This window comes from Actinoplanes sp. NPDC089786 (genome assembly GCF_040684855.1).
Taxonomy (GTDB): Bacteria; Actinomycetota; Actinomycetes; order Mycobacteriales; family Micromonosporaceae; genus Actinoplanes.
Map to the genome: position 1 here is coordinate 877,196 of NZ_JBFBGU010000001.1, position 22,711 is coordinate 899,906.

Genomic DNA, 22,711 nt, shown 5'->3' on the forward strand with positions numbered 1-22,711 from the left:
CGTGCCCGGACATGCCGCGAGACTATCGGCCGCGAGCTTGACGCGGAGGCTGCGGCCCGCCGGGAGAGGCGCCGGCTTGCCCGAAGTGCCCATCCTGTACCCGGCCGGAAACCACCTCGGCCAAGCGATACGTGTCACGTCCGGCGTGCTTGGCGGCGTAGAGCGCGTCATCCGCCGCTTCCAGCACCTGCTTGGCGTCGGCGCCGTGTTCGGGATAGACGGCGATGCCGATGGACACGCTGATCGGGATGCGGTCGACGGCTCGGCCGGTGGCGGCGTCGACCCTTCTCGCGTCGATCGGTATGGGTATATCCCGGATCGCCGCCCCCAAACGCTCGGCGACGATGATCCCGCCGTACGCGTCGGTCTCCGGCAGAAGCACGACGAATTCCTCGCCGCCCTGCCGGAACGCGGCATCCACCTCGCGCAGCCCGATCCGCAGCCGGCGGGCGAACTCGCCGAGCACCGCGTCGCCGGCCGCGTGGCCGTATGTGTCGTTCACCTCCTTGAAGTGATCGAGGTCGAGCACGAGCACGGTGAGCATCCGCCCGAACCGGTTCGCCCGCTCCACCTCGCGTCGCAGCGAGTCCCGCAGGCACCGGTAGTTCCACAGTCCGGTGAGCGGGTCGGTGAGCGAGAGCCGCTGCGCCTCCTCGTGCATCCGCACGTTGTGCACGGCCACCCCGGCCTGCCCGGCGAAGGTGCCCAGGGTGGCCAGGTCGTTGTCGTCGAACTCGTCCGAGCCGAGCCGGTCGTAGAGGGCCAGGACTCCGAGCGGGGTGGGCGTCAGGTCCGATTCGTCGGGGTCGGGCGGTGGGCAGATCGGAACCGCGACATAGGTACGGCAGGCCGGCTCGTCCAGCGCCTCGCCGCCCAGCCCGCAGACGCCGCGCCGGGGCTTCCCGGTGGCCGCGACCGCGCCCAGCACACCCCGCCCGACCGGCACCCGCAGCCCGGCCAGCTCGGTCTCGGGGACCGCCCAGCGGCCGCTCAGCCCGATGGTGCAGCGGGCCACCAGCCGGCCGTCCTTGGGGTCGATGAGCAGCACCACGCCGCCCCGGGCGCCGGTCGCGGAGAGGGCGGTCCGCAGGATCACCTGGAGTATCCGGTGCAGGTCGTGGGTGCTGGAGAGGGTGTCGCCGAGGATCGCCAGATGGCCGCGGAGCTGGTCCCGGCTCGCGGTCAGGGCCTGCACGTACGCCTGGAGCTCGCGGGTCATCCGGTTGAACGCGCCGGCCAGCCGGCCGAGCTCGTCGTCCCGGGTCAGCGGCACCCGGGTGTCCAGCTCGCCGCCGGCTACCCGGTCGGCGGCCCGGGCCAGCTCGGCCAGTGGGCGGGTGGTCGAGCGGGCCAGCCAGCGGGCCACCAGCACGGCGCCGGCCGCGACCGCGAGCACGCCCATGGTCATCAGCGCGTACAGGCCGCGCGGGTCGTCCTCGGGAACGCTGACGGCCAGCGGCAGCGGCTGTCCGGGGCCGACGGCCACGCGGCGGACCGTGCCGGTCGGGCTCGCGCCGGGACCCCGCGCCTGGGTGCCCCGCACGGTGGCCGCGCCGGCGCCGTCGTGGGCCCGCAGCAGCACGTCGGCGCCGCTGGAGGCGGCCAGCCGGTCCACGAAGCCGGCGTCCAGGCGCTGGGCGGCGACGACCTGGGTGCCGTCCTCGGCGGTGCTGGCGGCGGAGATCGCGTCCACGCCCCCGGCCGGTCGGGCGCAGTCCCGCCAGCGCGGGTCCGTCCGGTCGGTGATCTCGCTGGCCAGACCCCGTTTGACGAGCTGGCGGGCGGCAGCGGCGCGGTCGCCGGCGGACAGCACGGCCACGGCGTCGGCGGTGGCCTGGAGCTGCCGGCAGACGGCGCCGATCGCGGTGCGTACGGTGGTCGCGGCGTGATCGAGCCGCTCCTCGGCGCGGTCGGCGTTGACGGTGGTCACGGCGACGCCGACGAAGAACGATCCGAGCAGCACCGGGCCGAGCACCACGGCCAGGAAGGCGCTGGTCAGCCGGCCACGTAGCGTCACGCGTCCTCCATCGGGCAGGCCCGGTCGTGATGGGCGTTGTGGGGCGATGCTGACATGGTGTGCACCGTTTGTCGGTTTTGGAAAGGGGTGTTGCATGTCCGATTTCGCCCGTGACGCGGAACGATTGAAAGCCGCGAAGGTTGCGCTGCGCAATCGATTGCTTACTGCGCGCCAATCATTGTCCGAGGCGGTTCGCCGGTCGGCCGACGCGTCGGTCCAGGCTTCGACCATCACATGGGTACGTGCACAGCAACCGACTGTCTGTGCGGCGTACGCGCCGGTCGGCGGCGAGCCGGGCGGCCGCGACCTGCCCGATCGGCTCGCCGAGGTGTGCACGGTGCTGCTGCCGGTGCTGCTGCCGGACGGCGACCTGGACTGGGCCGAGTACGACGGCGCGGCCCGGCGTACCCCTCGGGGCCTGCTCGAACCCGGCGGACCGCGGCTCGGCCCCGAGGCGATCGCCCGGGTCCCGGTGATCGTGGTGCCGGCGCTGGCGGTGTCCCGGGACGGCGTCCGGATGGGCCGGGGCGGCGGCTCCTACGACCGGGCGCTGAGCCGCGCCCGGCCGGCCCGGACGGTCGCGCTGCTGCACGACGGCGAGCTGCTCGACTCGGTGCCGGCCGAGCCGCACGACCAGCGGGTGGGCGCCGTCATCACACCGTCGGGAGGCCTTATCGAGTCGTCCGGCTGGACGAAATAAACTCCGATGACGCAGCATTGGCACTCACGGAACACGAGTGCCAGCCCGATCTCTCCGGAGGACCAGTGCCGACCTATCAGTACGCCTGCACCGAGTGCGGTGAGCACCTCGAGATGGTGCAGTCGTTCTCCGACGAACCACTGACCGTGTGTCCGGCCTGCCAGGGCCGGCTGCGCAAGGTGTTCAACTCGGTGGGCGTCGTCTTCAAGGGCTCCGGGTTCTACCGGAACGACTCCCGCAAGGCCCCGACCACGGCCGAGTCGCCGTCCGAGTCCAAGTCGTCCGAGTCGAAGTCGTCCGAGTCGAAGTCGTCGGACACCAAGTCGTCGGACTCCGGCAGCACCACCAAGACGGACAGCAAGCCCGCGGCCACGTCGTCGACCTCATCGAGTTCATCGAGTTCATCGAGTTCATCGAGCTCGTCGAGCTCCTCGACGAGCTAGCCCCAGTGCGGCGGGCGGTCCTCGAGGAGGCGGTCGTCGTTCGTCCGGTCGGTCTCGCCCCAGCCGCGCTCGGTGTCGTCGCGGGTCTGTTCCGGGAGCAACGGCGCTTCTTCCGCCTCGAAGTCGACGATGCGCTCGCCGTCCGCATCACGCTCGGGCTGATCCAGGATGTCCACGGCATTCAGGGTAAGGCCGCGTCGGCTCCGTCGTCGTCCCCCGCCCGCTGTACCGTCGGTGAACGTGAGCACCCCCACCGGTGGCGATGACGAATACTGGCGTCGGCCGGACGCGGCCTACGATGCGGCCCGTCCCGCCGAGCCCGGAACGCCTGCTGAGCCGCCGTACGCCGGACCGCCGCGCACCGAGGCGCCCAACCCGTTGTGGCGGCCGCCGACCGTGGCCCACCCGCCGCCGCCACGCGAGATGCCCGCTCAGGACATCGACGCGCTGGACGACGCGGAGGGGTCGGCGCGCACGGTGACGTACGGCGTGGGCCTGGTGGCCGGCGCGATCGTGCTGATCCTGATGTGCCTGCTCTGCGGCCGGCTGGTTTTCTGACCACGCTTTCCACGCGAAACGGCCCCGACCTTCCCGGTCGGGGCCGTTGCTCAACGACTCAGTACTGGCCCCACACCGCGGTGGCGCCCGAGTCGCCGGTGCGGAAGCAGTAGTAACCGGACACCGCGGCGAGCGCGACCATCACCACGGTCAGGCCGATGTTGGCCGCCGCGGGCAGCGCCGCCGACCGGCGCAGGGTGACCGCGAGCATGACCAGCGTGATGACGCCCAGGGCCAGCGAGGACCAGAAGGTCAGCGTGCCGAAGCCCTGGTGGTCGGCGATGATCTCGGCGCCGCGGCCCTTGAGCCCCTGGTCGAGCAGCCGCTGGCGCAGCTCGTTGCCGGACAGCATGGCCACCAGGGCGGAGATCGGGGCGACGATGGCGAGCAGGCCGACGGCCCAGCCGATGCGCGGGCGGAGCCGGGCGAACAGGGCGTACACGATCGCGCCGAGCGCCAGCAGGGGTACGAAGATGACCACGGCGTGGATCACCAGCGCGTGCACGGGCAGGCCATTTATCTGATCGAACACGGACGCCTCCTCGATTCGGGCGGGGCTGACAGCCTCGGTACAGCGACAGTCACGGACACCCCGCGCTCGCGAGTACCTCTGACCGGACGATTCGGTTCACCGATTAAGTCAAAACTTCAAGGATCTTGGCATACCGTACGTCAGGTTGAGGGTGGGGGGCGGCGCGTGCTGTCATGGTGTGATGTCGACCGGTGCCGAAATGTTGCGCGCTAGCGGCCTGCGCGTCACCCGCCAGCGCCTGGCCGTTCTCGAGGTGCTGACCCGGGGCGGACACCTCGAGGTCGACGAGATCACCCGGCACGTCCGGGCCCGGCTCGACTCGGTCTCGACCCAGGCGGTGTACGACGTGCTCGGCGCGCTATCCCGGGCCGGGCTGGCCCGCCGCATCGAGCCGGCCGGCAGCCCCGCGCTCTACGAGGCCCGGGTCGGCGACAACCACCACCACATCGTCTGCCGCGGCTGTGGCGCGATCGAGGACGTCGACTGCGCGGTCGGCGAGAAGCCCTGCCTGGCGCCGTCCTCGCCGCACGGGTTCGCGGTCGACGAGGCCGAGGTGACGTTCTGGGGGCTCTGCCCGTCGTGCCAGGCCCTGACGCGAGAATCCTGAACGAGTTCAACTTGTGGCACGCTGGATGGCGTGGACCCTGACTTCGGCCTCTTCGGCCCGCACTCGGTGACGTGGAAGGTGCACAGCGAGCCGATCGTCACGCTGGGCGGCCTGCGCAGCCTCTACCTCCAGGCGTTGCATCCGCGCGCGGTCGCCGGGGTGGCGCAGAACTCGTCGTACAAGAGCGACCCCTGGGGCCGGTTCAACCGCACCTCCGAGTACGTCGGCACGGTGCTCTACGGCACCACGGCCGAGGTCACCCTCGCGTCCAGCCGGTTGCGCCGCCTCCATTCGAGGATGACGGCGACCGACCCGCGAACCGGCGAGACCTTCCGCATCGACGAGCCCGACCTGCTCCGCTGGGTGCACGTGACCGAGGTCGAGTCCTTCGTGACCACCGCCCGCCGGGCCGGCCTGCAACTCACCGACGGCGAGGTCGACGAGTACTACACCGAGCAGCGCCGGGCGGCCGAACTGGTCGGCCTCGACCCGTCGTCCGTGCCCGGCACCGCGGCCGAGGTCGACGCCTACTACGAGGCGATGCGGCCGGAGCTGGGCCTGACCAAGGATGGCGTGGAGACGGCCGCCTTCCTGACCGTGCCGCCCATCCCGTCCGGCTGGGGCGGCCGGGCCTTCCGCCTGGCGCTCACCCTGGGCCCGGCGCGCTGGGGCTACCTGGGCGTCGCCTCGACCGCGGTCGCCCTGCTGCCGCCCTGGGCCCGCAAGATCTACGGCGGGCTGGGCTGGCCCACCACCGACGTCACGGCCAGCCTCTCGGCCCGCGCCATGCGCCTACTGCTGCAGGGCGCCCTGGCCGCGATGCCGTCCGAGTACCGCGTCCCGCCGATGCGCCGAGCCGCCCTGGAACGCGCCGGCCTCGCCTGACCGCTCGCCCCGCCGGCGCGGCTCGGCCAGGGCGCTGATCACCGCCGCCACCGAGATCAGGGCCGCGATCAGGGCCGAGTCGCGCAGCCCGGGGCCGTCCAGCAGGCCGCTGCCGATCAGAGCGCCCGCGGTGATGCCCACGTTGAAGGCGGTGGACGAGCCGGCCGAGGCGAGATCGGTGTCGCCCGGCGCCAGGTCGAGGACGCGGGCGGAGAGGACGACGGTCAGGCCGGACAGGACCAGGCCGGTCGCCGCGGTGGCGATCACGGTGGCCGCCGGGTTCCCGCTCCACACGTACTGCGCGGCCAGGGCCACCGCCTGGAGGCCGATCAGGCCGGTCATGGCCGGCCAGGCGTACCGGCTGATCAGAAAACCCACGGCGATCGCGCCGAGCAGGCCGGCCAGCCCGCGGAGCAGCAGGACCGGGCCGACCGCCGAACCGGGGAGGCCGGTCACGTCGGTGAGGAACGGCGTGATGCAGGTGAACGCGGTGAACGCGGCGGTCACCGTCACCGTGGTGGTGACGATCAGGCTGAAATACCGTCGGGCGTCCGGGTTCCGCCCTCGGCCGGCGTCACCGCCGGGCGGTTGCTCCGGCATCAGTGCCAGGATCACGGCGGAGGCGGCGACGGCGAGCACGGCGAGGACGAGGAACGGCGCCCGCCAGTCCAGCCGCTGGCCCAGCCATGTGCCGCCCGGCACGCCGAGCAGGGGCGCCGCCGAGGTGCCGGCGACCAGGACGGCGATGGCACGGGCTCGCACGGCCGGCGGGAACAGCGCGGCCGCCGCCGGGGTGACCACGGCCCAGAACACGGCCTGGCTGAGCGCCGTCACGATGCGGCCGGCGACCAGGACCGGATAGGTCGGGGCGAGCGCCGACAGCGTCATGGCCGCGGCGGAGATCAGCAGCAACGTGCTCAGCAGCCGCCGCCGCGGCCAGCGGTGCGTGAGCCGGGTCAGCGGAATGGTCGAGACGACCACGATCAGCCCGTACACGGTCACGAGCAGGCCGATTCTCGAGGCCGGGGTGCCGAGCTCGCCGGCGATCTGGGGCAGCAACCCGATCGGCAGGGTCTCGGTGGTGACGAACAGGAAGGTCGACGCGGTCAACGCCGCGACGATGGTCCAGGCACGCATGCTTCCCCCATAACCATGTTTTGGTGGTAGCGACTTGAGGGCACGCTACCACCAAAACCACGCTATGGTGGAGACATGGATCTGCGCATCGTCGGCGGGCACCCGGCGCTCGACCTCGCCAACACGGTCGCGCCCCGGCAGACCGGCGTCGATCAGATCGAGTTCCTGTCCGACCCGGCCGCCCTGCTCGCGTGGGCGCCGAGGATCGGCATCGTGACCGGCGCCGACATCGAGCGCGTCGAGCGGTCCTGGGCGCCGGAGGCTGCCCTGGCCGACGTGCTCGAGTTGCGGTCCCTGGTCGACCTGACCCTGGCCGGACAGGATCTCGACCGGCTGAGCCACCGATGGGCCGCGGCGATGGACCGGTCGGCGCTGGCGCCCACCTCGCCCGTCTCGCTGCTGGTCGGCACCGACCCGGCGTGGATGATCGGCGACCGCCTGGCCGACGCGCTGGTCGACCTGCTGCGCACCGCCGACCTGAGCCGGCTGCGCGCCTGCCCGCCGGACGAGGGCGGCTGCGGTTTCCTCTTCCTCGACCGCAGCCGCAACCTGACCCGCCGGTGGTGCTCCATGGACGACTGCGGCGCCCAGGCCAAGTCCCGCCGCCTCACCGAACGGCGGCGGGTCCGAGGCGGGCGGTCAGGCTGAGTCGCCGCTGAGGCGGGCCAGTTCCTCGTCGATGACCGCGATGTCGAGCTTCTTGAAGACCGGCTTCGGGGCCTGCAGCGCGGTGCCGGCCGGCAGCGGCACCGACTCCCAGCGGGCGCCCACGGTGTAGTCGCCGGTCAGGATCGGGTACGACGGGCCGCCGTCCAGGTCGTCGACCTCGACGATGGCCGGCATCGGCTGGTGGACGCCGGTGTTGCCGAGCAGCTCGTGAACCTTCTGGGCGGAGTGCGGCAGGAACGGGCTGAGCAGCGTGTTCGCGTCGCTGACGACCTGGAGGGCGACGTGCAGGATGGTGCCCATCCGGTCTTTCGACGACGGGTCCTTGAGCTTCCACGGCGCCTGGTCGGACAGGTACTTGTTGGCCTCGGCGACCACGCGCATGGCCTCACCGATGGCCGCCTTCTGGCGGTGCTTGCCGATCAGGTCGCCGACCCCGGCGAAACCGGCCCGGGACACCTCGAGCAGGCGGAGGTCGTCGGCGGTGGGATCGAGCAGCGGGGGGATCTGGCCGAAGTTCTTCGCGGCCATCGAGATCGAGCGGTTGACCAGGTTGCCCCAGCCGGCGACCAGCTCGTCGTTGTTGCGGCGGACGAACTCGGCCCAGGTGAAGTCGGTGTCGTTGGCCTCGGGGCCGGCCGCGGCGATGAAGTAGCGCAGGGCGTCGGCGTCGTACCGGGACAGGAAGTCGCGTACATAGATGACCACGCGGCGGGACGAGGAGAACTTCTTGCCCTCCATGGTCAGGTATTCCGAGCTGACCACCTCGGTGGGCAGGTTGAGCCGGCCCAGCCGGCCGGGCTCGCCGCCCTTGTCGCCCTCGCCGGAGTAGCCGAGCAGGATGGCCGGCCAGATCACCGAGTGGAAGACGATGTTGTCCTTGCCCATGAAGTAGTAGGCCAGCGCGTCCTTGCCCTCGCTGTCGGCCGACCACCACTTGCGCCACGCCTCGGGATCGCCGGTGCGGCGGGCCCACTCGACCGACGCCGACAGGTAGCCGATGACCGCGTCGAACCACACGTAGATGCGCTTGTCGTTGCGGTCGCTCCAGCCGTCGAGCGGGATCGGCACGCCCCACTCGAGGTCGCGGGTGATCGCCCGGGGCTGGAGGTCGTCGAGCAGGTTGCGGCTGAACTTCAGGACGTTGGGCCGCCAGTTCTCCCGCTGGTCGAGCCACGCGCCGATGGCCTGGGCGAAGGCCGGCAGGTCGAGGAAGAAGTGTTCGGTCTCGACGAACTCGGGCGTCTCGCCGTTGATCTTGGAGCGCGGGTTGATCAGCTGCTCGGGGTCGAGCTGGTTGCCGCAGTTGTCGCACTGGTCGCCGCGGGCGCTGTCGTAGCCGCAGATCGGGCAGGTGCCCTCGATGTACCGGTCGGGCAGGGTGCGGCCGGTCGACGGGGACTTCGCGCCGAGCGTGGTCTTGCGGACGATGTAGTTGTTGGCCAGCAGGCCGGTGAACAGCTCCTGGGTGACCGCGTAATGGTTGCGCGTGGTGGTGCGCGTGAAGAGGTCGTACGACAGCCCCAGCCCGTGCAGGTCTTCCACGATCACCCGGTTGTAGCGGTCGGCCAGCTCGCGGGGCGTCACCCCGTCGGCGTCGGCCTGCACCTGGATCGGGGTGCCGTGCTCGTCGGTGCCGGAGACCATGAGCACGTCGTGGCCGGCCATCCGCATGTACCGGCTGAACACGTCGGAGGGCACTCCGAAGCCGGAGACATGACCGATGTGGCGCGGGCCGTTGGCGTAGGGCCAGGCGACCGCGGCGAGAACGTGACTCATGGTTCCCCAGCGTAGTGACACCTGAGGTACGCCTGCGAGCGCCATGGCGCCGTACCGAAAAAGGTAGACACGCCCCTTATATGGGTGATCGTCGGGAAGATGTGCAGTCTACTGAGGCGGTGACCGGAGACGCGCCGCAGCCAGGGGAAACGCCGCGGACCGAGAGCGAGACGTGGTCTTTTCCCGACCCCAACACGGCATGGTGGCGGGTCGAGGAGGAACGCGACCGCGCGGAGGCGCTCGCCGAGGCGGCCGCCGCCCGGCCCCGGCATCCACGACGCCGTCCGGTGTCGAGCGCCCCGGCCAACGCCCTGCCCGCCGCCTATGGCGGCACCGAGCCCGCCTTCGCCCCGGAGGCCCTGGACGCCCACGCGGCCGGCGCCCACGACCTGGCCGGCGCGCTCGAGCCCGCCCCGCCGGTCGAAGCGGAGCGGACCACGGCGCTGGTCGAGGCCGGGCCGGCCACGCCCGCCGCGCTGGTCGAGGCCGAGCAGGAGGAGCGGATCGAGCTGGTCGAGGCCATCGCGGCCGCGCAGGCCGTCGAGGACGCGACCCCGGAGCCCGAGCCGGTCGAGCGCGACCACCACCGCCGGCCCAAGGACCGTTACAACCCGCCGGACAAGACCGATGAGGGGTACGCCGTGAGCAGCGCCGACGAGGCCCAGGCCGAAGCACCCGCCACCCCGGACCCCGAACCCGAGGTGATGGTCCTGCCCGAGCCCAAGGACCGGGTGCCGGTCCTGCCCGGGCAGGGGGTCTCCCGGCTCGGCCAGGTGGCCGACGAGGCGAAGCGGGAGCGGCTGGAGAACCACCCGTTCTGGCTGAGCGAGGAGGAGCGGGCGGCCGCCGGCAACGCCTGGCCGTCGCCGGAGACGCGGCAGCGGCTGGCCGCCTCGCCCGGCCCGGCCGACGAACGACGGGGTCTGCCGCCGGCCCGTAAGCCGCGGTCACCGCGTGGCCCGGTGGCCGGACTGCTCGGTCTGGTGCTGCTCGCGCTGGTGGCGGCGTTCTTCTCGTGGGTCAGCGCGGAACCGTTCTGGTTGGCCGTGGGCCACGGTGACCAGGGCGTCGCGACCGTCTCGCGGTGCACCGGCAGCGGCGTCACGCAGCGCTGTCAGGGCTCGTTCGCGGCGGCCGACGGCGGCTTCCCGGTCGAGCGGGTCACGCTGCTCGGGGTGGACGCGAACTCACGCGACACCGGGGCGATCACGCCGGCCCGGATGGTCAGCCCGGAGAGCCGGCAGGCGTACGTGGGCGGGCCCGGTCTGATGTTGCACCTGCGCTGGACGCTGGGGTTCGTGCTGGTGCTCCTGTGCGGCTACGGCATCGCGGGGATGACCGGGGCGCGGCGGCTGGAGACCGCCCGCAGCCGGCGCGGCGCGGTGCTGATCAGCCTGGCCGGACCGGTCCTGCTGCTGCTCGGCTTCCTCGCCGCCGCCTACTGAACCCGCCCTGGGCTACCACTGGCTATTGGTCCTGGTGGACGAGCGCGTAGACCTCGCGGCGGCGGAGCCCGAACTCGGTGGCGACCGCGGTGATCGCGTCCCGCCGCGAGTCGCCGGCCGCCTCGCGCGACGCCACCGCGGCCCGGAGGTCCTCGTCCGGCGGGCGCTCGGCCGCGACCACCGGGGCGCCGCCCAGCACCAGCGTGATCTCCCCGCGTGGGGGCGTGGCGGCGGCCCAATCGCTGAGCTCGGTCAGCGTCCCGCGGCGGATCTCCTCGTACGTCTTGGTCAGCTCGCGGCAGACCGCCGCGGGCCGCTCCCCGCCGAACGTGGCGACCAGGTCGGCCAGCGCGTCGCCGATCCGGTGCGGCGCCTCGAAGAGGACCAGCGTGCGCGGCTCGGCGGCCAGCTCACGCAGCCGGGAGCGGCGGCCCGAGCCGGAGCGGGGCAGGAAGCCCTCGAAGACGAACCGGTCGCTGGGCAGGCCGGACAGCGCCAGCGCGGTGGTCACGGCGCTGGGCCCGGGCGCGGCGGTCACCGGGAAGCCGGCGTCCAGGGCGGCGCGGACCAGCCGGTACCCGGGGTCGGAGACGCTCGGCATGCCGCCGTCGGTCACCACCGCGACGGTCTGTCCGGCGCGAAGGGCCTCGACCAGGTCGGGCGTACGCCGCTCCTCGTTGCCCTCGAAGTAGGACACGATCTTCCCGCCGACCGTCACCCCGAGGTCGCGGGCCAGCCGGGTCAGGCGGCGGGTGTCCTCGGCCGCGACGACGTCCGCGGTCGACAGGATGTCGCGCAGCCGCTGCGACGCGTCGCCGACGTTGCCCAGCGGCGCGCCGAGGAGCACCACCCGTCCGTTGCCCCCGATTGCCCCTGGCTCAGTCACGGGAGGAAGTCCATCACACCGCGCCACGAGGGCTGGACGAGCACGGCCATGGCCGCGCGGCCTACCATCGCGGGGTGAGTGTGGCGACCGACATCGCGCCCGTACCCGTCGAGGCCGACATGGCTCCCTTCGGGAAGCGGCGGGTGCCCGACGCCGTGCGCCGCCGGTTGTCGACGCTCGACAACTGGCTCAACCCGTACTCCTGGCTGGTCACCGCCGTGATCGTCGCGATCGCGGCGATCCTCCGGCTGGTCGGCCTCAGCAAGCCCAAGGTCCTGGTCTTCGACGAGGTCTACTACCCGACCGACGCCTGGGACATGTTGCACCACGGCGTGGAGTGGGACGAGAGGACCAACGGCCCGGCCTACGTGGTGCATCCGCCGTTGGGCAAATGGCTGATCGCGCTGGGCGAGATGGCGTTCGGCAACACCCCGGTGGGGTGGCGGGTGCCGACCGCGGTCGCCGGCACGCTGATGGTGCTGATCCTGATCCGGGTGGCGTACCGGATGTTCCGCTCGATCGTGCTGGCCGGCGTGGCCGGCCTGTTGATGACGCTGGACGGCTTCCATCTCGTGCTGTCCCGGACGTCGCTGCTGGACATCTTCCTGGGGCTGTTCATCCTGGCCACCTTCGCGGCGCTGCTGATCGACCGGGACGCCTACCGGCGGCGCTGGCTGCGCGCCCTGGAGAACGGCTTCGACCCGGAGACCTCCCGGCTGCCCCATTTCGTGCCGTGGTGGTTGTTCGTCGGCGGGGTGATGTTCGGGCTGGCCTGTGGCGTGAAGTGGAGCGCGCTGTTCTTCGCGCCGCTGTTCGCACTGCTGGTGGTGGCCTGGCGGGTCGGGGCGCGGCGCTCGGCCGGGATCCGCCGGCCGATCGCGGTCCGGCTGCTCGGCGACCTCGGCTGGCTGGTGGTCAGCTTCACCCTGACGGTGATCTTCTATCTGGCCACCTGGACCGGCTGGTTCGTCACCAACTCGGGCTACTTCCGGCACTACCGGGAGGCGAACGGGATGAGCGAGCCGCCGATCCTGGGCGCCCTGCTCAACCTGGCCCACTACCACCACCAGGCGTACACGTTCCACAGCGGCCTGACCGACAAGCATCCGTACCAGTCCTGGCCGTGGCAGTGGCTGCTGCTGGGCCGGCCGGTCGCCTTCCACTGGAACGGCACCGGCAGCTGCGGGGCGAGCAGCTGCGCGACCGAGATCCTGCTGCTGGGCACGCCGATCCTGTGGTGGTCGTTCCTGCCCGCGATCGGCGCGCTGATCTGGTTCGGCGTCGCGCGGCGCGACTGGCGGGCCTACGCGATCGGCGCGGGCCTGGCCGGTGGCCTGCTGCCGTGGTTCTACTACGCGGTCGCCGACAGCCGGACGATGTTCGTCTTCTACGTGCTGCCGGCGCTGCCGTTCCTGATCCTGGCGGTGACCTACGCGCTGGGCGCGATCATGACGCCGCCGGGCGGGATCGAGTCGGGGGCGAGACGCTCCGACCGGCAACTGGTCGGGACCGTGATCGTGGGCGCCTTCGTGGCGATCGTGGCGCTCTGTTTCGCCTACTTCTACCCGATCTTCGTGGGCGAGACGATCCCCTATCAGTCCTGGCAGGCCCGCATGTGGCTCGGGTCGCGCTGGATCTAGGTCTGGCTCACGCCGGAGCTCCGGGGACAGAAAAGCGCGCTCCGATCGCCTGCCACGGGGGAAGCGGGCGATAGGAGCGCGCACCACGAAGCTTAGCCATGGGGACCGCTGTCCACAACGGCTGTCCATACTCAATCATCAGGAGATCGGGCCAAATTCGGTCTCGGGCGCACGATCTTCTTGGTCCGCTCGGTCCGTTTGCGACAATCCGGACATACGCCTCTATTGTCATTAATAGCGACGCGGGCAATGGCGAGAATTGTTCGGGAATGGTGTCAGGAAAGCGACACTGAAATTGTTCTTGAATTCGCGTAACCTATTTTGCCCGCGCAATTCGGTGCAGCTCAGCGCGATCTCTCCGAAGGCCGATCAGACGTCCTGCCATCAGGTCAAATGCTGACGGTCACCAATCTGGCTGATTCTCGGCCGGAATTCGCCGTCCCCTGTTGGAGTGACGCCGATCAAGATCTCAAAAGATGTTCCTAAGCTCGCCGGGTGACTTCGCAGGAGCCTGAAACCCCGCATTCCGCCGACTCCGGCATCCCCGACACCGAGGTGCTCGCGGTGCCCTCCGCGGCGCCGGTGTTCGTCGACGAGTCCGGGCGCCGGAGCAAGCTGCTCCGCCGCGTCGCCTACGGCTTCGGAGCGCTGTGCATGCTCTACGGCGGCCTGGTCAGCGTGAGCCTGGCCGGCGGCCCGGTCAGCTCGAGCGCGGTGCTGCCGCTGCCCGAGCTGGGCGGCGACGACTCCGACGACACGATCGCCGGCCCGGCGCCGGCGCCGCCGATGCTCACCCCGCCCCCGGGGTCGCAGCCGCCACGGCTGCTCACCGAGTCGCTGCGCCGGCCGGACGCCCGGTCCATCCGGGACACGCGGCGTGCGGAGGCGCCGCGAGCCACCGCGACCACCCGGGCGACCGCGACGAAGGCGCCGGTCCGGATCACGCCGACGGTCACGAAGACCGCACGCCCGCTGGAGTCCGGGAGCGCCAGCACGACGCCGAAACCCTCCAGGAGCCCGGTCACGCCGGGCCCCACGACCCCGGCCCCGGAAACGACGCCCACGACGCCGCCGGTCCCACCCAACCCGCCGGTACCCGGCGGCACGGGGGGCGGCGCCACGAGCGGCGATTCCGGGGCCGGTACCGGCGGTTCCGGTGGCGGCGGCAGCGTGAACACCCCGCCGCCGGCGCCGCCGAAGCTGCCTCCGGCGCCGCCCAAGCTGCCCCCGGCGCCCACGCCGACGGTGCGCGAGGACCCGGCGCCCGAGCCCACGGCGTCGGGGAGCGAGCCGAGCGGCAAGAGCGAGCCGACCGGACCGGGTGAGCCGGACGAAGAGCTGCCGGCCGCCGAGGAGGACGCGTGACCCGGCGCGGCCGCACCCGGGTCCGGGCCCGGCGGCGGCTGCTGCCCCGCCCCCGCATCCTGCTCGGCACGCTGGTGCTGGTGCTGTTCGTCGCGGTGCTGGTCGTGCAGGCGTACATCAACTCCGAGTTCAAGGCCGACCACGTCGAGACCGAGGTGGGCGACCAGTCCGGTGTCCCGGCCGGGATCAAGGACGGCGGCCCGGTCATCAACACCACCGGCGGCCAGGTCAGCTCCAACCGCCTGCCGCCGAAGACGATCGCGCTGACCTTCGACGACGGCCCCGACCCGACGTGGACGCCGCAGATCCTGAAGGTGCTCGCCGAGAACGACGCGCACGGCACGTTCTTCGTGGTCGGCTCCGAGGTGGTCCGCCATCCGGAGGTCGCCCGGCAGATCGCCGGCGGCGGGCACGAGATGGGGCTGCACACCTTCACCCACCCGAACATGCAGCTGCTCGCGCCGTGGCGGCGCAAGCTCGAGCTGTCACAGACCCAGGTGGCGATCGCCCGGGCCGCCGGGGTGCACACGAACCTGGTGCGGTTCCCGTACTCGTCCAAGCCGCAGGCCATCGACGAGACGAACTGGGCCCTGGTCCAGGACGCCGGTAAGCAGGGCTTCCTGGTCGTGGTCAACGACCTGGACAGCCAGGACTGGCAGCGGCCGGGGGTGCCCCGGATCCTGCTCAACGCCACGCCGAAGGCCGGCGAGTCGGCGGTGCTGCTGTTCCACGACGCCGGTGGCAACCGCCGGCAGACGGTCGAGGCGCTGCGGGCCTTCATCCCGAGGATGAAGGCGCGCGGGTACCGGTTCACCACGGTCACCGAGGGCCTCAACGTCGGCCTCAAGGAGGCCCGCAAGGAGGCCGGGAACACGCCGCCGCCGCTGGCCTACAACCAGCCGGCGCCGGACGCCGACCGCTGGCGGGGCCAGGCGCTGATGTGGACGGTCGGGCTCGCGGACGGTCTGGTGTACGTCATCGCCGGGCTGTTCCTGCTGATCGGGGCGCTGACGATCGGGCGTACCGGCCTGCTCCTGCTGCTGGCCGGCCGGCACGCCCGGCAGCGGCGCCGGCCCGGCTTTCGCTGGGGGGCCGAGGTGACCGAGCCGGTGTCGGTGATCGTGCCCGCCTACAACGAGAAGGAGGGCATCGAGGCCGCGGTCCGGTCCTTGGCCGGCGGCGACTACCCGGAGATCGAGGTGGTGGTCGTCGACGACGGGTCGACCGACGGCACGGCGGCCCTGGTCGAGCGGATGCGGCTGCCGAACGTCCGCGTGGTCCGGGTGCCCAACGGCGGCAAGTCGAACGCGCTGAACACCGGCGTCGCCCTGGCCAAGCACGACCTGATCGTCACCGTGGACGGCGACACCATCTTCGAGCCGGACTCGATCCGGCGGCTGGTGCAGCCGTTCGGCAAGCGGACGGTCGGCGCGGTGGCCGGCAACGTCAAGATCGGCAACCGGCGCAGCCTGGTCGCCCTGTGGCAGCACATCGAGTACGTGATCGGGTTCAACCTCGACCGCCGGCTGTACGAGGTGCTCAACTGCATGCCCACGGTGCCCGGCGCGATCGGCGCCTTCCGCCGGCGGGCCCTCGACGAGGCGGGCGGCTTCAGCGACGAGACGCTGGCCGAGGACACCGACATCACGATGGCGCTGTGCCGGGCCGGGTGGCGGGTGGTCTACGAGGAGCGGGCCCGCGCCTGGACCGAGGCGCCGGCCACCCTGGAGCAGCTCTACCGCCAGCGCTACCGGTGGAGCTACGGGACCATGCAGGCGATGTGGAAGCACCGCGAGGCGCTCACCGAGCGTGGCGCGTCCGGCCGGTTCGGCCGTCGCGGGCTCCCGTTCCTGGCCCTCTTCGGGGTCGCGTTGCCGCTGCTCGCGCCCGTGGTGGACATCATGCTGGTGTACGGGCTGGTGTTCTGGGAGCTGGAGGAGACGGTCGTCGCCTGGTTCGGGATGCTGCTGCTCCAGCTGGTCACGGCGGCGATCGCGTTCCGGCTCGACCGGGAGGCGATGGGTCCGCTCTGGCGGCTTCCGCTGCAGCAGTTCGCGTACCGCCAGCTGATGTATCTGGTCCTGATCCAGTCGGCCACGACGGCGTTGACCGGTGGGCGGCTGGGCTGGCACAAGCTGCGCCGGGCCGGCCTGGTGTCCGGCGGGCCGACGCCCGCCTACGACTCGGCCGTGGCCCCGGAGCTCGACTCCTGGCCGCCGACGCTGCACGAGATCCCGCTCAACCCGCACCCGGCGTCCGGCCGGGCGCCCGCACGGCCCTGGGTGCCTTCGCAGTCCTCGGCCGCCGATGACATGCCGTCCGCCGGCTCGCCCCCGGCTGGCGGCTCGGGCCCGGTGCGCACCGGGTGAGATGGGCCCCGCACCGCCCGAACTGCAGCCGGGCGGTGCGGGGCTTGTCCGCGCCTCAGGCGAGGATGAGCTGGCGGTCGGCCTCGTGGACGGCGAACGGGAACACCACGTGCAGCGAGGTGCCGTCGCCCGGCCGGTCGGAGAGGGCGACCGTGGCGTGGTGGGCGTCCAGGACGCGCTTGGCCACGGCCAGACCGCGGTCCGGTCCGGGCCCATCGGCCGGGTTGGCGATCGTGCCGTAGTAGAGATGCGGGAAGAGGTCGGGTCGCTCGCCGTCGGGCATGTCCATGTCGTCCAGCCGTACGGCCGGCCCGGACTCGATCTCGGTGCCGACCCGCATCCGGCCGCCGCTCGGTGTGTACTTCACCGCCGCGAACAGCAGCTGCATCAGCACCTGTTCCAGCCGCACCGGGTCGGCGACGATCGGCAGCGCCGGACCGCCGGCCTGGTTCAGGATCCAGATCTGCTTGGTCGCGGCGATCGGGCGGACCGCCTCGACCGCGCGCTGGGTGAGGCGGGTGAGGTCGATCTGACGCATGTGCAGGCTTTCGTTGCCCAACCCGGCGTCGGCCAGTCGCAGCAGGTGGTCGAGCAGCTCGCGGAGCCCGCGTACGTGGGCGGAGGCCGCGTGGCCGACCAGATCGGCCATCTCGACGTCGTGGTACCCGGTGTGGCCCAGCCCGTCGAGGTAGGTGTCCATCAGCCGCAGCGACCCCCTGAGCTCACCGCCGACCAGGGCGGTCAACTCGTCCTTGCGGCGTTCCAGCTCCTGAAGCCGGGCCGTGGTGTTGGCCAGCGTCACGGCGTACCGCCGCAGCTCGAGCTGGGCGGTCACCTGCCCGGCCAGCGCCCGCAACGCCTGGAGCTGCTCGACGTCCAGACGGCGCGGCTTCGAGTCGATCACGCACAGCGTGCCCAGCCCGAAGCCGTCCGTGGTGACCAGCGGCGCGCCGGCGTAGAACCGGACACCGCCGGTCTGCCGCACCATCGGGTTGTCCGAGAACCGGGCGTCCTCCTGGGCGTCCGGCACCACGAACAGGTCCTTGCCGAGGATGGCGTGCGAGCAGAAGGACAACTCACGCGACGTCTCGGTGAGGTCGGTGCCGATCCGGGCCTTGAACCACTGCCGGTCGGTGTCGATCAGAGACACCAGCGACATGGGTACGTCGCAGACATGCGACGCGAGCGCGACGATGTCGTCGAAGTCCTTCTCCGCCTCGGTGTCCAGCACGCCCAGGGCGTAGAGGGCGGCGAGCCGGTCGGTCTCGTTACTGGGGCGCGGAGCTTCCATGCCTTAGGGATACCACCGAAAAGTAGCAATCTTCGCCTATTGGGCATTTGCCGCGAATTATGCGGGACCGGTCTCCTGGTAGCGGGACGGCTGGGCCGGCAGCTCGTACGGCATGTCCATGATGTGGTGGTCGGACAGCTCGCCGATCGGCGCCCACGCCTCGTAGATACCCCGCTCGTAGCATCGCGCCCCGGTGGTGTGCAGGGTCTCCGGATCGGGCCGGAGCAGCCGCAGCCGGGCCCAGCGCTCGTCACGCTGGAGCACCCAGCACGCCGTGCCGCGCCAGATGGCCTGCTCGGCCCGGCGGCTCAGGGTCTGCACCGGGTATCGGGCGGCGCGGGTCAGCGCGCGGACCCGGAACTCCTCGGGCGGGTCGGCCACCGCCTGGTACTCGTGCTGGTTGATCCGGCCGACCAACTGGGCCGTGGGTGTGTCGGTGCACGGAACGTACTCGCGGTCGGGGGTGACGCCGGGCAGCCCCTCGAGCAGGCGGCGCCACTTCGGGCCGGCCAGCCGGAGCCAGCCGTGCTGTTCCGGCTGGTAGGTGTAGAGCACGACCTCCTCACCGAGGGGCGAGTAGCCGAGCAACTGGGCGTTCGCCGGGATGGGCAGGTCGGCGAAGTTGGCGGTGATGTATTCCGGGATCAGGTCGTCGGTGCTCGGGGTGAATCCGGTGCCGAGGACCAGGGCGCCGATCCGCTGATGGGCCGGGAGGCCGGCCAGGCCGGGCTGACCCGGGCCGCCGGGGATCTCGTAGTCGATCGGGTCGACCGCGCGCCAGCGCAGCGCGTACGCCACCTCGGTGTCCATCGCGCCGTCGGTGCGCAGCAGCGCCAGCTGCTCGGGCTGCCGCAGGTGCTCGATGTCGCAGGCGCGGTAGCAGAAGCCGTACGGCAGCCAGCCGCCCAGATGACCGGCGACCTGCGCGGCCGAGAGCACCTTCATCATCCGGGTGCCACGCCTGACGGCGGCGGTCTCGCGGATGCGGCGCAGGGTCGGATCGTCCCGATGGGCGGCCGACTGGCTCATCCGTTGCACATCGGCCCAGCCCAGATCGCGGTGGAGCGGCGCCATCAAGGGTGGCTCCAACGGCTCCAGATCGACCTCACGGGTCACGGTCACGTGCGGAAAGTAATCGCGCTGGGTGTATTCAAGGTGAACTATGGGTTACCCCAGCCTGCGTGTATGCAGGATCACTCCCTTGACCGAGCGTGTGGCAGAGTTGACCTCGATGAGTACGCGCGAGGAGCGGGCCGCACGCCGGGCGGGCGAATTCCCGCCGCCGCCGGAACCGCTGGTGGTGCCGGTCTTCGACAGTCACACCCACCTGGACATCACGGTGCAGGAGACCGAGGGGCCGGGGGTCGCCGAGCTGATCGACGCCGCCGCCCGCGCGGGAGTGGACCGACTTGTCCAAGTCGGAGTGGATGTGGCCTCCTCGCGATGGGGCGTCGATCTGGCCGACCGGGACGAGCGGGTCCTGGCCGCGGTCGCCATCCACCCCAACGACGCGCCGCTGCTCGACGACCTCGACGAGGCCCTCCGCGAGATCGAGGCGCTCGCCGCACGGCCGCGGGTCCGGGGCGTCGGCGAGACCGGGCTGGACACTTTCCGTACGGACGCCGACGGTCGCCCGGCCCAGGAGGCGAGCTTCCGCGCGCACATCGCGATCGCCAAAAGACATCACCGAGCGTTGATCATCCACGACCGCGACGCCCATGCCGACGTGCTCCGGGTGCTCGACGAAGAAGGCGCGCCCGACACCGTCGTGCTGCACTGTTTCTCCGGCGACGAGGCCTTCGCGCGGGAATGTGTGAAGCGGGGCTACTACCTCAGTTTCGCCGGAACGGTAACGTTCGGTAGCGCGGATAACCTTCGCGCGGCCGCCCGGATCACGCCGCCGGAGCAGCTGCTGGTGGAGACCGACGCGCCGTACCTGACCCCGAAGCCGCACCGGGGCCGGCCCAACGCGTCCTTCCTGATCCCGCACACGATGCGCGCGCTGGCCGAAAGCACCGGGCACGACCTGGACGAGTTGTGCGCGGCGGTCTCGGCCAACGGCGAGCGCGTCTTCGGCTCCTGGAAGAACTAGGCCGGGTTTGGGACACGGCCTAGGGCAGGCCGCTTTCCAGCAGGTCGAACGACTCCACCAGGCGCCGGCGGTGGTCGCCGGCGAGGTCGCCGGGGTCGTCGTGGGCGAGCAGGCGCCGGGTCGTCTCGACGGCGACCACCCGGTATGCGGTGACGAGCAGCCCGGCGACCAGGTCGCTGTCGCCGGTGAACCGGGCGTCGTCGCGCAACTCGGCGGCCAGCCGCGCCTCGATCTCGGAGGCGAACCCGCGTAGCCGGGCGATCAGCGCGGGCGACGCCAGCACCGTCCGGACGAACGGCTCGGCCTCGGCGCTCAGGCCGGACAGCGGATGTCTCTGGTCGACCAGGTCGAGAGCCACCGCGCGGAACGCCGCGACGACGCCGACGTCGTCGGCCCTCTCCCGGACCACCCGCCGGACCAGGCCGATGGCGTCGGGCAGGCGGTCGAGCAGCAGGTCTTCCTTGCGCTGGAAGTGGGCGAACACCGTCACCTTGGACACGCCGGCCACCTCGGCGACCTCGGCGATCGTCACGTCTTCGAAGCCGCGCCGCAGGAACAGCTCGGTCGCGACCTCGGAGATGCGGTTCCGGGTCTGCGATCCACCGCGGTCCCCTCGATTCGGCATGTGACTCACCCTACATTGTCCGGGTAAGCTTATCGAGTTAGCTTACCCGGTAAAGGTATCGAGAGGAGGCAGCCATGGATGGGGACGTGGACGTGATCGTGGTCGGCGCCGGGCCGACCGGTTTGCTGCTCGCCGGTGAACTGGCCCTCGGCGGGGTTGGCGTGACCGTGCTGGAGCGGCTGGCCGAGCCCGACCAGACGATCAAGGCCGGTTCGATCAACGTGGCCAGCGCCGAGATCCTCGACCGGCGCGGCCTGCTGCCCGCGGCCGAGCGGGTGCAGCGGCGCCTGCTCGAGGCGACCGGGCGGTTCGCGGCCGGTGGCACCACCCGCACGACGCGGGGGCTGCTGACCGGCATCAACCAGGTCACGCGCCGGTTCCCGGTGCTGGGTCACTTCGCCGGGCTGATGTTCCGGCCCGGCCTGATCGACCAGGACGACCCGGTGCTGGCCGCGCACACCGCGGTGGCCGGCGGCGTGGGCGTTCCCCAGCACGACCTCGAGGTGTTGCTGGCCGAGCACTGCCTCCGGCTCGGCGTCGAGATCCGCCGCGGGGTCGAGGTGCGGGGTGTACGGACGACGGCCGGCGAGGGCGTGATCGTCGAGACCGGCGAAGGTGAGCTGACGGCCGGGTGGGTCGTCGCGGCCGACGGCGGCCGGAGCGTGATCCGCAAGCAGCTCGACATCCCGTTCGACGGCACCGAGCCGCAGATGGTCGGCTACCAGGCCATCGCCGACTTCGACGACGCGAGCGGGCTGGGCCGCGGCTGGACCTGGACCCCGCGGGGCGTCTACGCCCACGGGCCGATCCCCGGGCGGATCCTGGTGGCCCGGTTCGGGCCGCAGCCGGCCGACCGCGACGCCCCGGTGTCCCTCGACGAGCTTCAGGCCGTGGTCCGTGAGGTCACCGGCGTGCCGGTGACGCTGACCGGCCTGCACGGGCGCGCGACCCGGTGGTCCGACAACGCCCGGCTGGCGCGGTCGTACCGGCTCGGCCGGGTGCTGCTGGCCGGCGACGCCGCCCATGTGCACTCGCCGTTCAGCGCCCAGGGCCTGAACCTCGGCTTCGGCGACGCGGTGAACCTGGGCTGGAAGCTGGCCGCCACGATCACCGGCCGGGCGCCGGCCGGGTTGCTCGACACCTACGAGTCCGAGCGGCAGCCGATCGCGGCCTGGGTGCTGAACTGGACCCGGGCCCAGGTTGCCCTGCTCCGGGGCGACGAGCACACCGCTCAGCTGCGCAACGTTCTCGGCGACGAGCTGTACGCCGTGCCGGGGGTGCTGAACCGGATGGTCGCGCTGTCCTCCGGGATCGAGCAGCGCTACGACGTCGCCGAGGACGCCGCCGCCCCGGTCGGCACCCTGGCCGGCGACATCGAGCTCGGCGCCGGCGGCCGCATCGCCGACCACGCCCACGACGGCCGGTTCGTCCTGGTCGACCGCTCACCGGACGGGCGGTTCGGCGGGGCGGTCCGCCACCTGGGCGGGCGGATCACCGCGGTGCTCGACCCCGCCGGCGACGGCCCATCGGTGCTGATGCGGCCGGACGGGGTGATCGTCTGGGTCGGCGATGACGCGGCCCGGCTCGGCGCCGCGGTCGAGCGGTGGGTTCAGTCCTCGACCGAAGCCTTGGTGTTCAGCTCGGGGCCGGGCGTGGCCGGTTGATCGGCTGGGT

Annotated in this window: 21 protein-coding genes; 12 read left to right on the forward strand and 9 right to left on the reverse strand. The window is 72.0% G+C overall.

All coding sequences use genetic code 11. From position 1 onward, the window contains the following. Positions 1-22: 22 nt before the first annotated feature. Positions 23-2,017: a diguanylate cyclase gene (locus tag AB0O15_RS04280; protein ID WP_364313809.1), complete on the reverse strand. Its 1,995-nt coding sequence runs from the start codon at positions 2,015-2,017 to the stop codon at positions 23-25. Positions 2,018-2,111: 94 nt separating this feature from the next. On the opposite strand from AB0O15_RS04280, the gene AB0O15_RS04285 reads away from it, so the two are divergent. Then, positions 2,112-2,717: a 5-formyltetrahydrofolate cyclo-ligase gene (locus AB0O15_RS04285; protein WP_364313811.1), complete on the forward strand. Its 606-nt coding sequence runs from the start codon at positions 2,112-2,114 to the stop codon at positions 2,715-2,717. Between the two features lie 65 nt (positions 2,718-2,782). Further along, the gene (locus AB0O15_RS04290) at positions 2,783-3,160 is read left to right on the forward strand and encodes an FmdB family zinc ribbon protein (RefSeq protein WP_364313814.1); all 378 of its coding nucleotides are present in this window, start codon (positions 2,783-2,785) and stop codon (positions 3,158-3,160) included. On the opposite strand, the gene AB0O15_RS04295 is transcribed toward AB0O15_RS04290, so the two are convergent. After that, entirely contained in the window at positions 3,157-3,336 is a 180-nt protein-coding gene (locus AB0O15_RS04295; protein WP_364313816.1) for a hypothetical protein, read from the reverse strand. The genes AB0O15_RS04290 and AB0O15_RS04295 overlap by 4 nt on opposite strands. Positions 3,337-3,400: 64 nt before the next feature. Here AB0O15_RS04295 and AB0O15_RS04300 point away from each other — a divergent pair, with 64 nt between their 5' ends. Next, positions 3,401-3,718, forward strand: coding sequence for a translation initiation factor 2 (locus AB0O15_RS04300; RefSeq protein WP_364313819.1), 318 nt, complete (start codon positions 3,401-3,403; stop codon positions 3,716-3,718). Between the two features lie 58 nt (positions 3,719-3,776). On the opposite strand, the gene AB0O15_RS04305 is transcribed toward AB0O15_RS04300, so the two are convergent. Further along, the gene (locus tag AB0O15_RS04305; protein ID WP_364313821.1) at positions 3,777-4,250 is read right to left on the reverse strand and encodes a DUF2231 domain-containing protein; all 474 of its coding nucleotides are present in this window, start codon (positions 4,248-4,250) and stop codon (positions 3,777-3,779) included. Between the two features lie 181 nt (positions 4,251-4,431). Between AB0O15_RS04305 and AB0O15_RS04310 the strand changes: the two genes are divergently transcribed. Both AB0O15_RS04310 and AB0O15_RS04315 read left to right on the forward strand, forming a co-directional pair. Further along, positions 4,432-4,857, forward strand: a complete 426-nt coding sequence (locus AB0O15_RS04310) for a Fur family transcriptional regulator (protein WP_364313823.1) — start codon at positions 4,432-4,434, stop codon at positions 4,855-4,857. Between the two features lie 30 nt (positions 4,858-4,887). Continuing rightward, entirely contained in the window at positions 4,888-5,742 is an 855-nt protein-coding gene (locus tag AB0O15_RS04315; RefSeq protein ID WP_364313824.1) for an oxygenase MpaB family protein, read from the forward strand. Here AB0O15_RS04315 and AB0O15_RS04320 read toward each other — a convergent pair. Further along, positions 5,650-6,879 (reverse strand): MFS transporter, encoded by a 1,230-nt coding sequence (locus tag AB0O15_RS04320; protein WP_364313826.1) that lies wholly within the window; start codon positions 6,877-6,879, stop codon positions 5,650-5,652. The genes AB0O15_RS04315 and AB0O15_RS04320 overlap by 93 nt on opposite strands. Before the next feature lie 75 nt (positions 6,880-6,954). On the opposite strand from AB0O15_RS04320, the gene AB0O15_RS04325 reads away from it, so the two are divergent. Then, on the forward strand, positions 6,955-7,527 hold the full coding sequence (locus AB0O15_RS04325) for a CGNR zinc finger domain-containing protein (protein ID WP_364313829.1): 573 nt from the start codon (positions 6,955-6,957) through the stop codon (positions 7,525-7,527). Here the strand turns inward: AB0O15_RS04325 and metG are convergent. Next, a complete protein-coding gene (gene metG, locus AB0O15_RS04330) occupies positions 7,519-9,324 on the reverse strand; it encodes a methionine--tRNA ligase (RefSeq protein WP_364313831.1) in 1,806 nt (601 codons plus the stop codon). The two genes, AB0O15_RS04325 and metG, sit on opposite strands and share 9 nt — an antisense overlap. Before the next feature lie 119 nt (positions 9,325-9,443). Here metG and AB0O15_RS04335 point away from each other — a divergent pair, with 119 nt between their 5' ends. Next, positions 9,444-10,769 carry a hypothetical protein gene (locus AB0O15_RS04335; RefSeq protein WP_364313834.1) on the forward strand — a complete coding sequence of 442 codons (1,326 nt, stop codon included), beginning with the start codon at positions 9,444-9,446 and terminating at the stop codon, positions 10,767-10,769. A gap of 22 nt (positions 10,770-10,791) precedes the next feature. Here AB0O15_RS04335 and rsmI read toward each other — a convergent pair whose 3' ends face one another. Next, positions 10,792-11,637 (reverse strand): 16S rRNA (cytidine(1402)-2'-O)-methyltransferase, encoded by an 846-nt coding sequence (gene rsmI, locus AB0O15_RS04340; RefSeq protein WP_364317034.1) that lies wholly within the window; start codon positions 11,635-11,637, stop codon positions 10,792-10,794. Positions 11,638-11,774: 137 nt separating this feature from the next. Here rsmI and AB0O15_RS04345 point away from each other — a divergent pair, with 137 nt between their 5' ends. From AB0O15_RS04345 to AB0O15_RS04355, 3 genes are all read left to right on the forward strand, one after another. Further along, the gene (locus AB0O15_RS04345; protein ID WP_364317036.1) at positions 11,775-13,295 is read left to right on the forward strand and encodes a phospholipid carrier-dependent glycosyltransferase; all 1,521 of its coding nucleotides are present in this window, start codon (positions 11,775-11,777) and stop codon (positions 13,293-13,295) included. Between the two features lie 495 nt (positions 13,296-13,790). Continuing rightward, complete coding sequence (locus AB0O15_RS04350) at positions 13,791-14,660, forward strand: hypothetical protein (protein ID WP_364313836.1); 870 nt, start codon at positions 13,791-13,793, stop codon at positions 14,658-14,660. Next, positions 14,657-17,029 (forward strand): bifunctional polysaccharide deacetylase/glycosyltransferase family 2 protein, encoded by a 2,373-nt coding sequence (locus AB0O15_RS04355; protein ID WP_364313838.1) that lies wholly within the window; start codon positions 14,657-14,659, stop codon positions 17,027-17,029. The genes AB0O15_RS04350 and AB0O15_RS04355 overlap by 4 nt, the downstream gene beginning before the upstream one ends. A gap of 55 nt (positions 17,030-17,084) precedes the next feature. Here the strand turns inward: AB0O15_RS04355 and AB0O15_RS04360 are convergent, their stop codons facing one another. Together AB0O15_RS04360 and AB0O15_RS04365 are read right to left on the reverse strand one after the other, a co-directional pair. After that, on the reverse strand, positions 17,085-18,320 hold the full coding sequence (locus AB0O15_RS04360; protein ID WP_364313840.1) for a GAF domain-containing sensor histidine kinase: 1,236 nt from the start codon (positions 18,318-18,320) through the stop codon (positions 17,085-17,087). Positions 18,321-18,377: 57 nt separating this feature from the next. Continuing rightward, positions 18,378-19,442, reverse strand: coding sequence for a hypothetical protein (locus AB0O15_RS04365; RefSeq protein ID WP_364313843.1), 1,065 nt, complete (start codon positions 19,440-19,442; stop codon positions 18,378-18,380). Between the two features lie 109 nt (positions 19,443-19,551). Here AB0O15_RS04365 and AB0O15_RS04370 point away from each other — a divergent pair, with 109 nt between their 5' ends. Further along, positions 19,552-20,412 carry a TatD family hydrolase gene (locus AB0O15_RS04370; RefSeq protein ID WP_364313846.1) on the forward strand — a complete coding sequence of 287 codons (861 nt, stop codon included), beginning with the start codon at positions 19,552-19,554 and terminating at the stop codon, positions 20,410-20,412. A 19-nt stretch (positions 20,413-20,431) separates the two neighbouring features. Here the strand turns inward: AB0O15_RS04370 and AB0O15_RS04375 are convergent, their stop codons facing one another. After that, entirely contained in the window at positions 20,432-21,037 is a 606-nt protein-coding gene (locus tag AB0O15_RS04375) for a TetR/AcrR family transcriptional regulator (RefSeq protein WP_364313849.1), read from the reverse strand. 74 nt (positions 21,038-21,111) lie between these two features. Between AB0O15_RS04375 and AB0O15_RS04380 the strand changes: the two genes are divergently transcribed. After that, positions 21,112-22,701, forward strand: a complete 1,590-nt coding sequence (locus AB0O15_RS04380) for an FAD-dependent oxidoreductase (protein WP_364313852.1) — start codon at positions 21,112-21,114, stop codon at positions 22,699-22,701. The last annotated feature ends 10 nt before the right edge of the window (positions 22,702-22,711 follow it).

What these genes read in the sequence shown, in the direction of transcription:
- AB0O15_RS04285 (WP_364313811.1), top strand. Translation starts at nt 2,112, where the DNA reads ATGTCCGATTTCGCCCGTGACGCGGAACGATTGAAAGCCGCGAAGGTT.
- AB0O15_RS04310 (WP_364313823.1), top strand. Translation starts at nt 4,432, where the DNA reads ATGTCGACCGGTGCCGAAATGTTGCGCGCTAGCGGCCTGCGCGTCACC.
- AB0O15_RS04320 (WP_364313826.1), bottom strand. Translation starts at nt 6,879, where the DNA reads ATGCGTGCCTGGACCATCGTCGCGGCGTTGACCGCGTCGACCTTCCTG.
- AB0O15_RS04325 (WP_364313829.1), top strand. Translation starts at nt 6,955, where the DNA reads ATGGATCTGCGCATCGTCGGCGGGCACCCGGCGCTCGACCTCGCCAAC.
- metG (WP_364313831.1), bottom strand. Translation starts at nt 9,324, where the DNA reads ATGAGTCACGTTCTCGCCGCGGTCGCCTGGCCCTACGCCAACGGCCCG.
- AB0O15_RS04345 (WP_364317036.1), top strand. Translation starts at nt 11,775, where the DNA reads ATGGCTCCCTTCGGGAAGCGGCGGGTGCCCGACGCCGTGCGCCGCCGG.
- AB0O15_RS04360 (WP_364313840.1), bottom strand. Translation starts at nt 18,320, where the DNA reads ATGGAAGCTCCGCGCCCCAGTAACGAGACCGACCGGCTCGCCGCCCTC.
- AB0O15_RS04370 (WP_364313846.1), top strand. Translation starts at nt 19,552, where the DNA reads ATGAGTACGCGCGAGGAGCGGGCCGCACGCCGGGCGGGCGAATTCCCG.
- AB0O15_RS04375 (WP_364313849.1), bottom strand. Translation starts at nt 21,037, where the DNA reads ATGCCGAATCGAGGGGACCGCGGTGGATCGCAGACCCGGAACCGCATC.
- AB0O15_RS04380 (WP_364313852.1), top strand. Translation starts at nt 21,112, where the DNA reads ATGGATGGGGACGTGGACGTGATCGTGGTCGGCGCCGGGCCGACCGGT.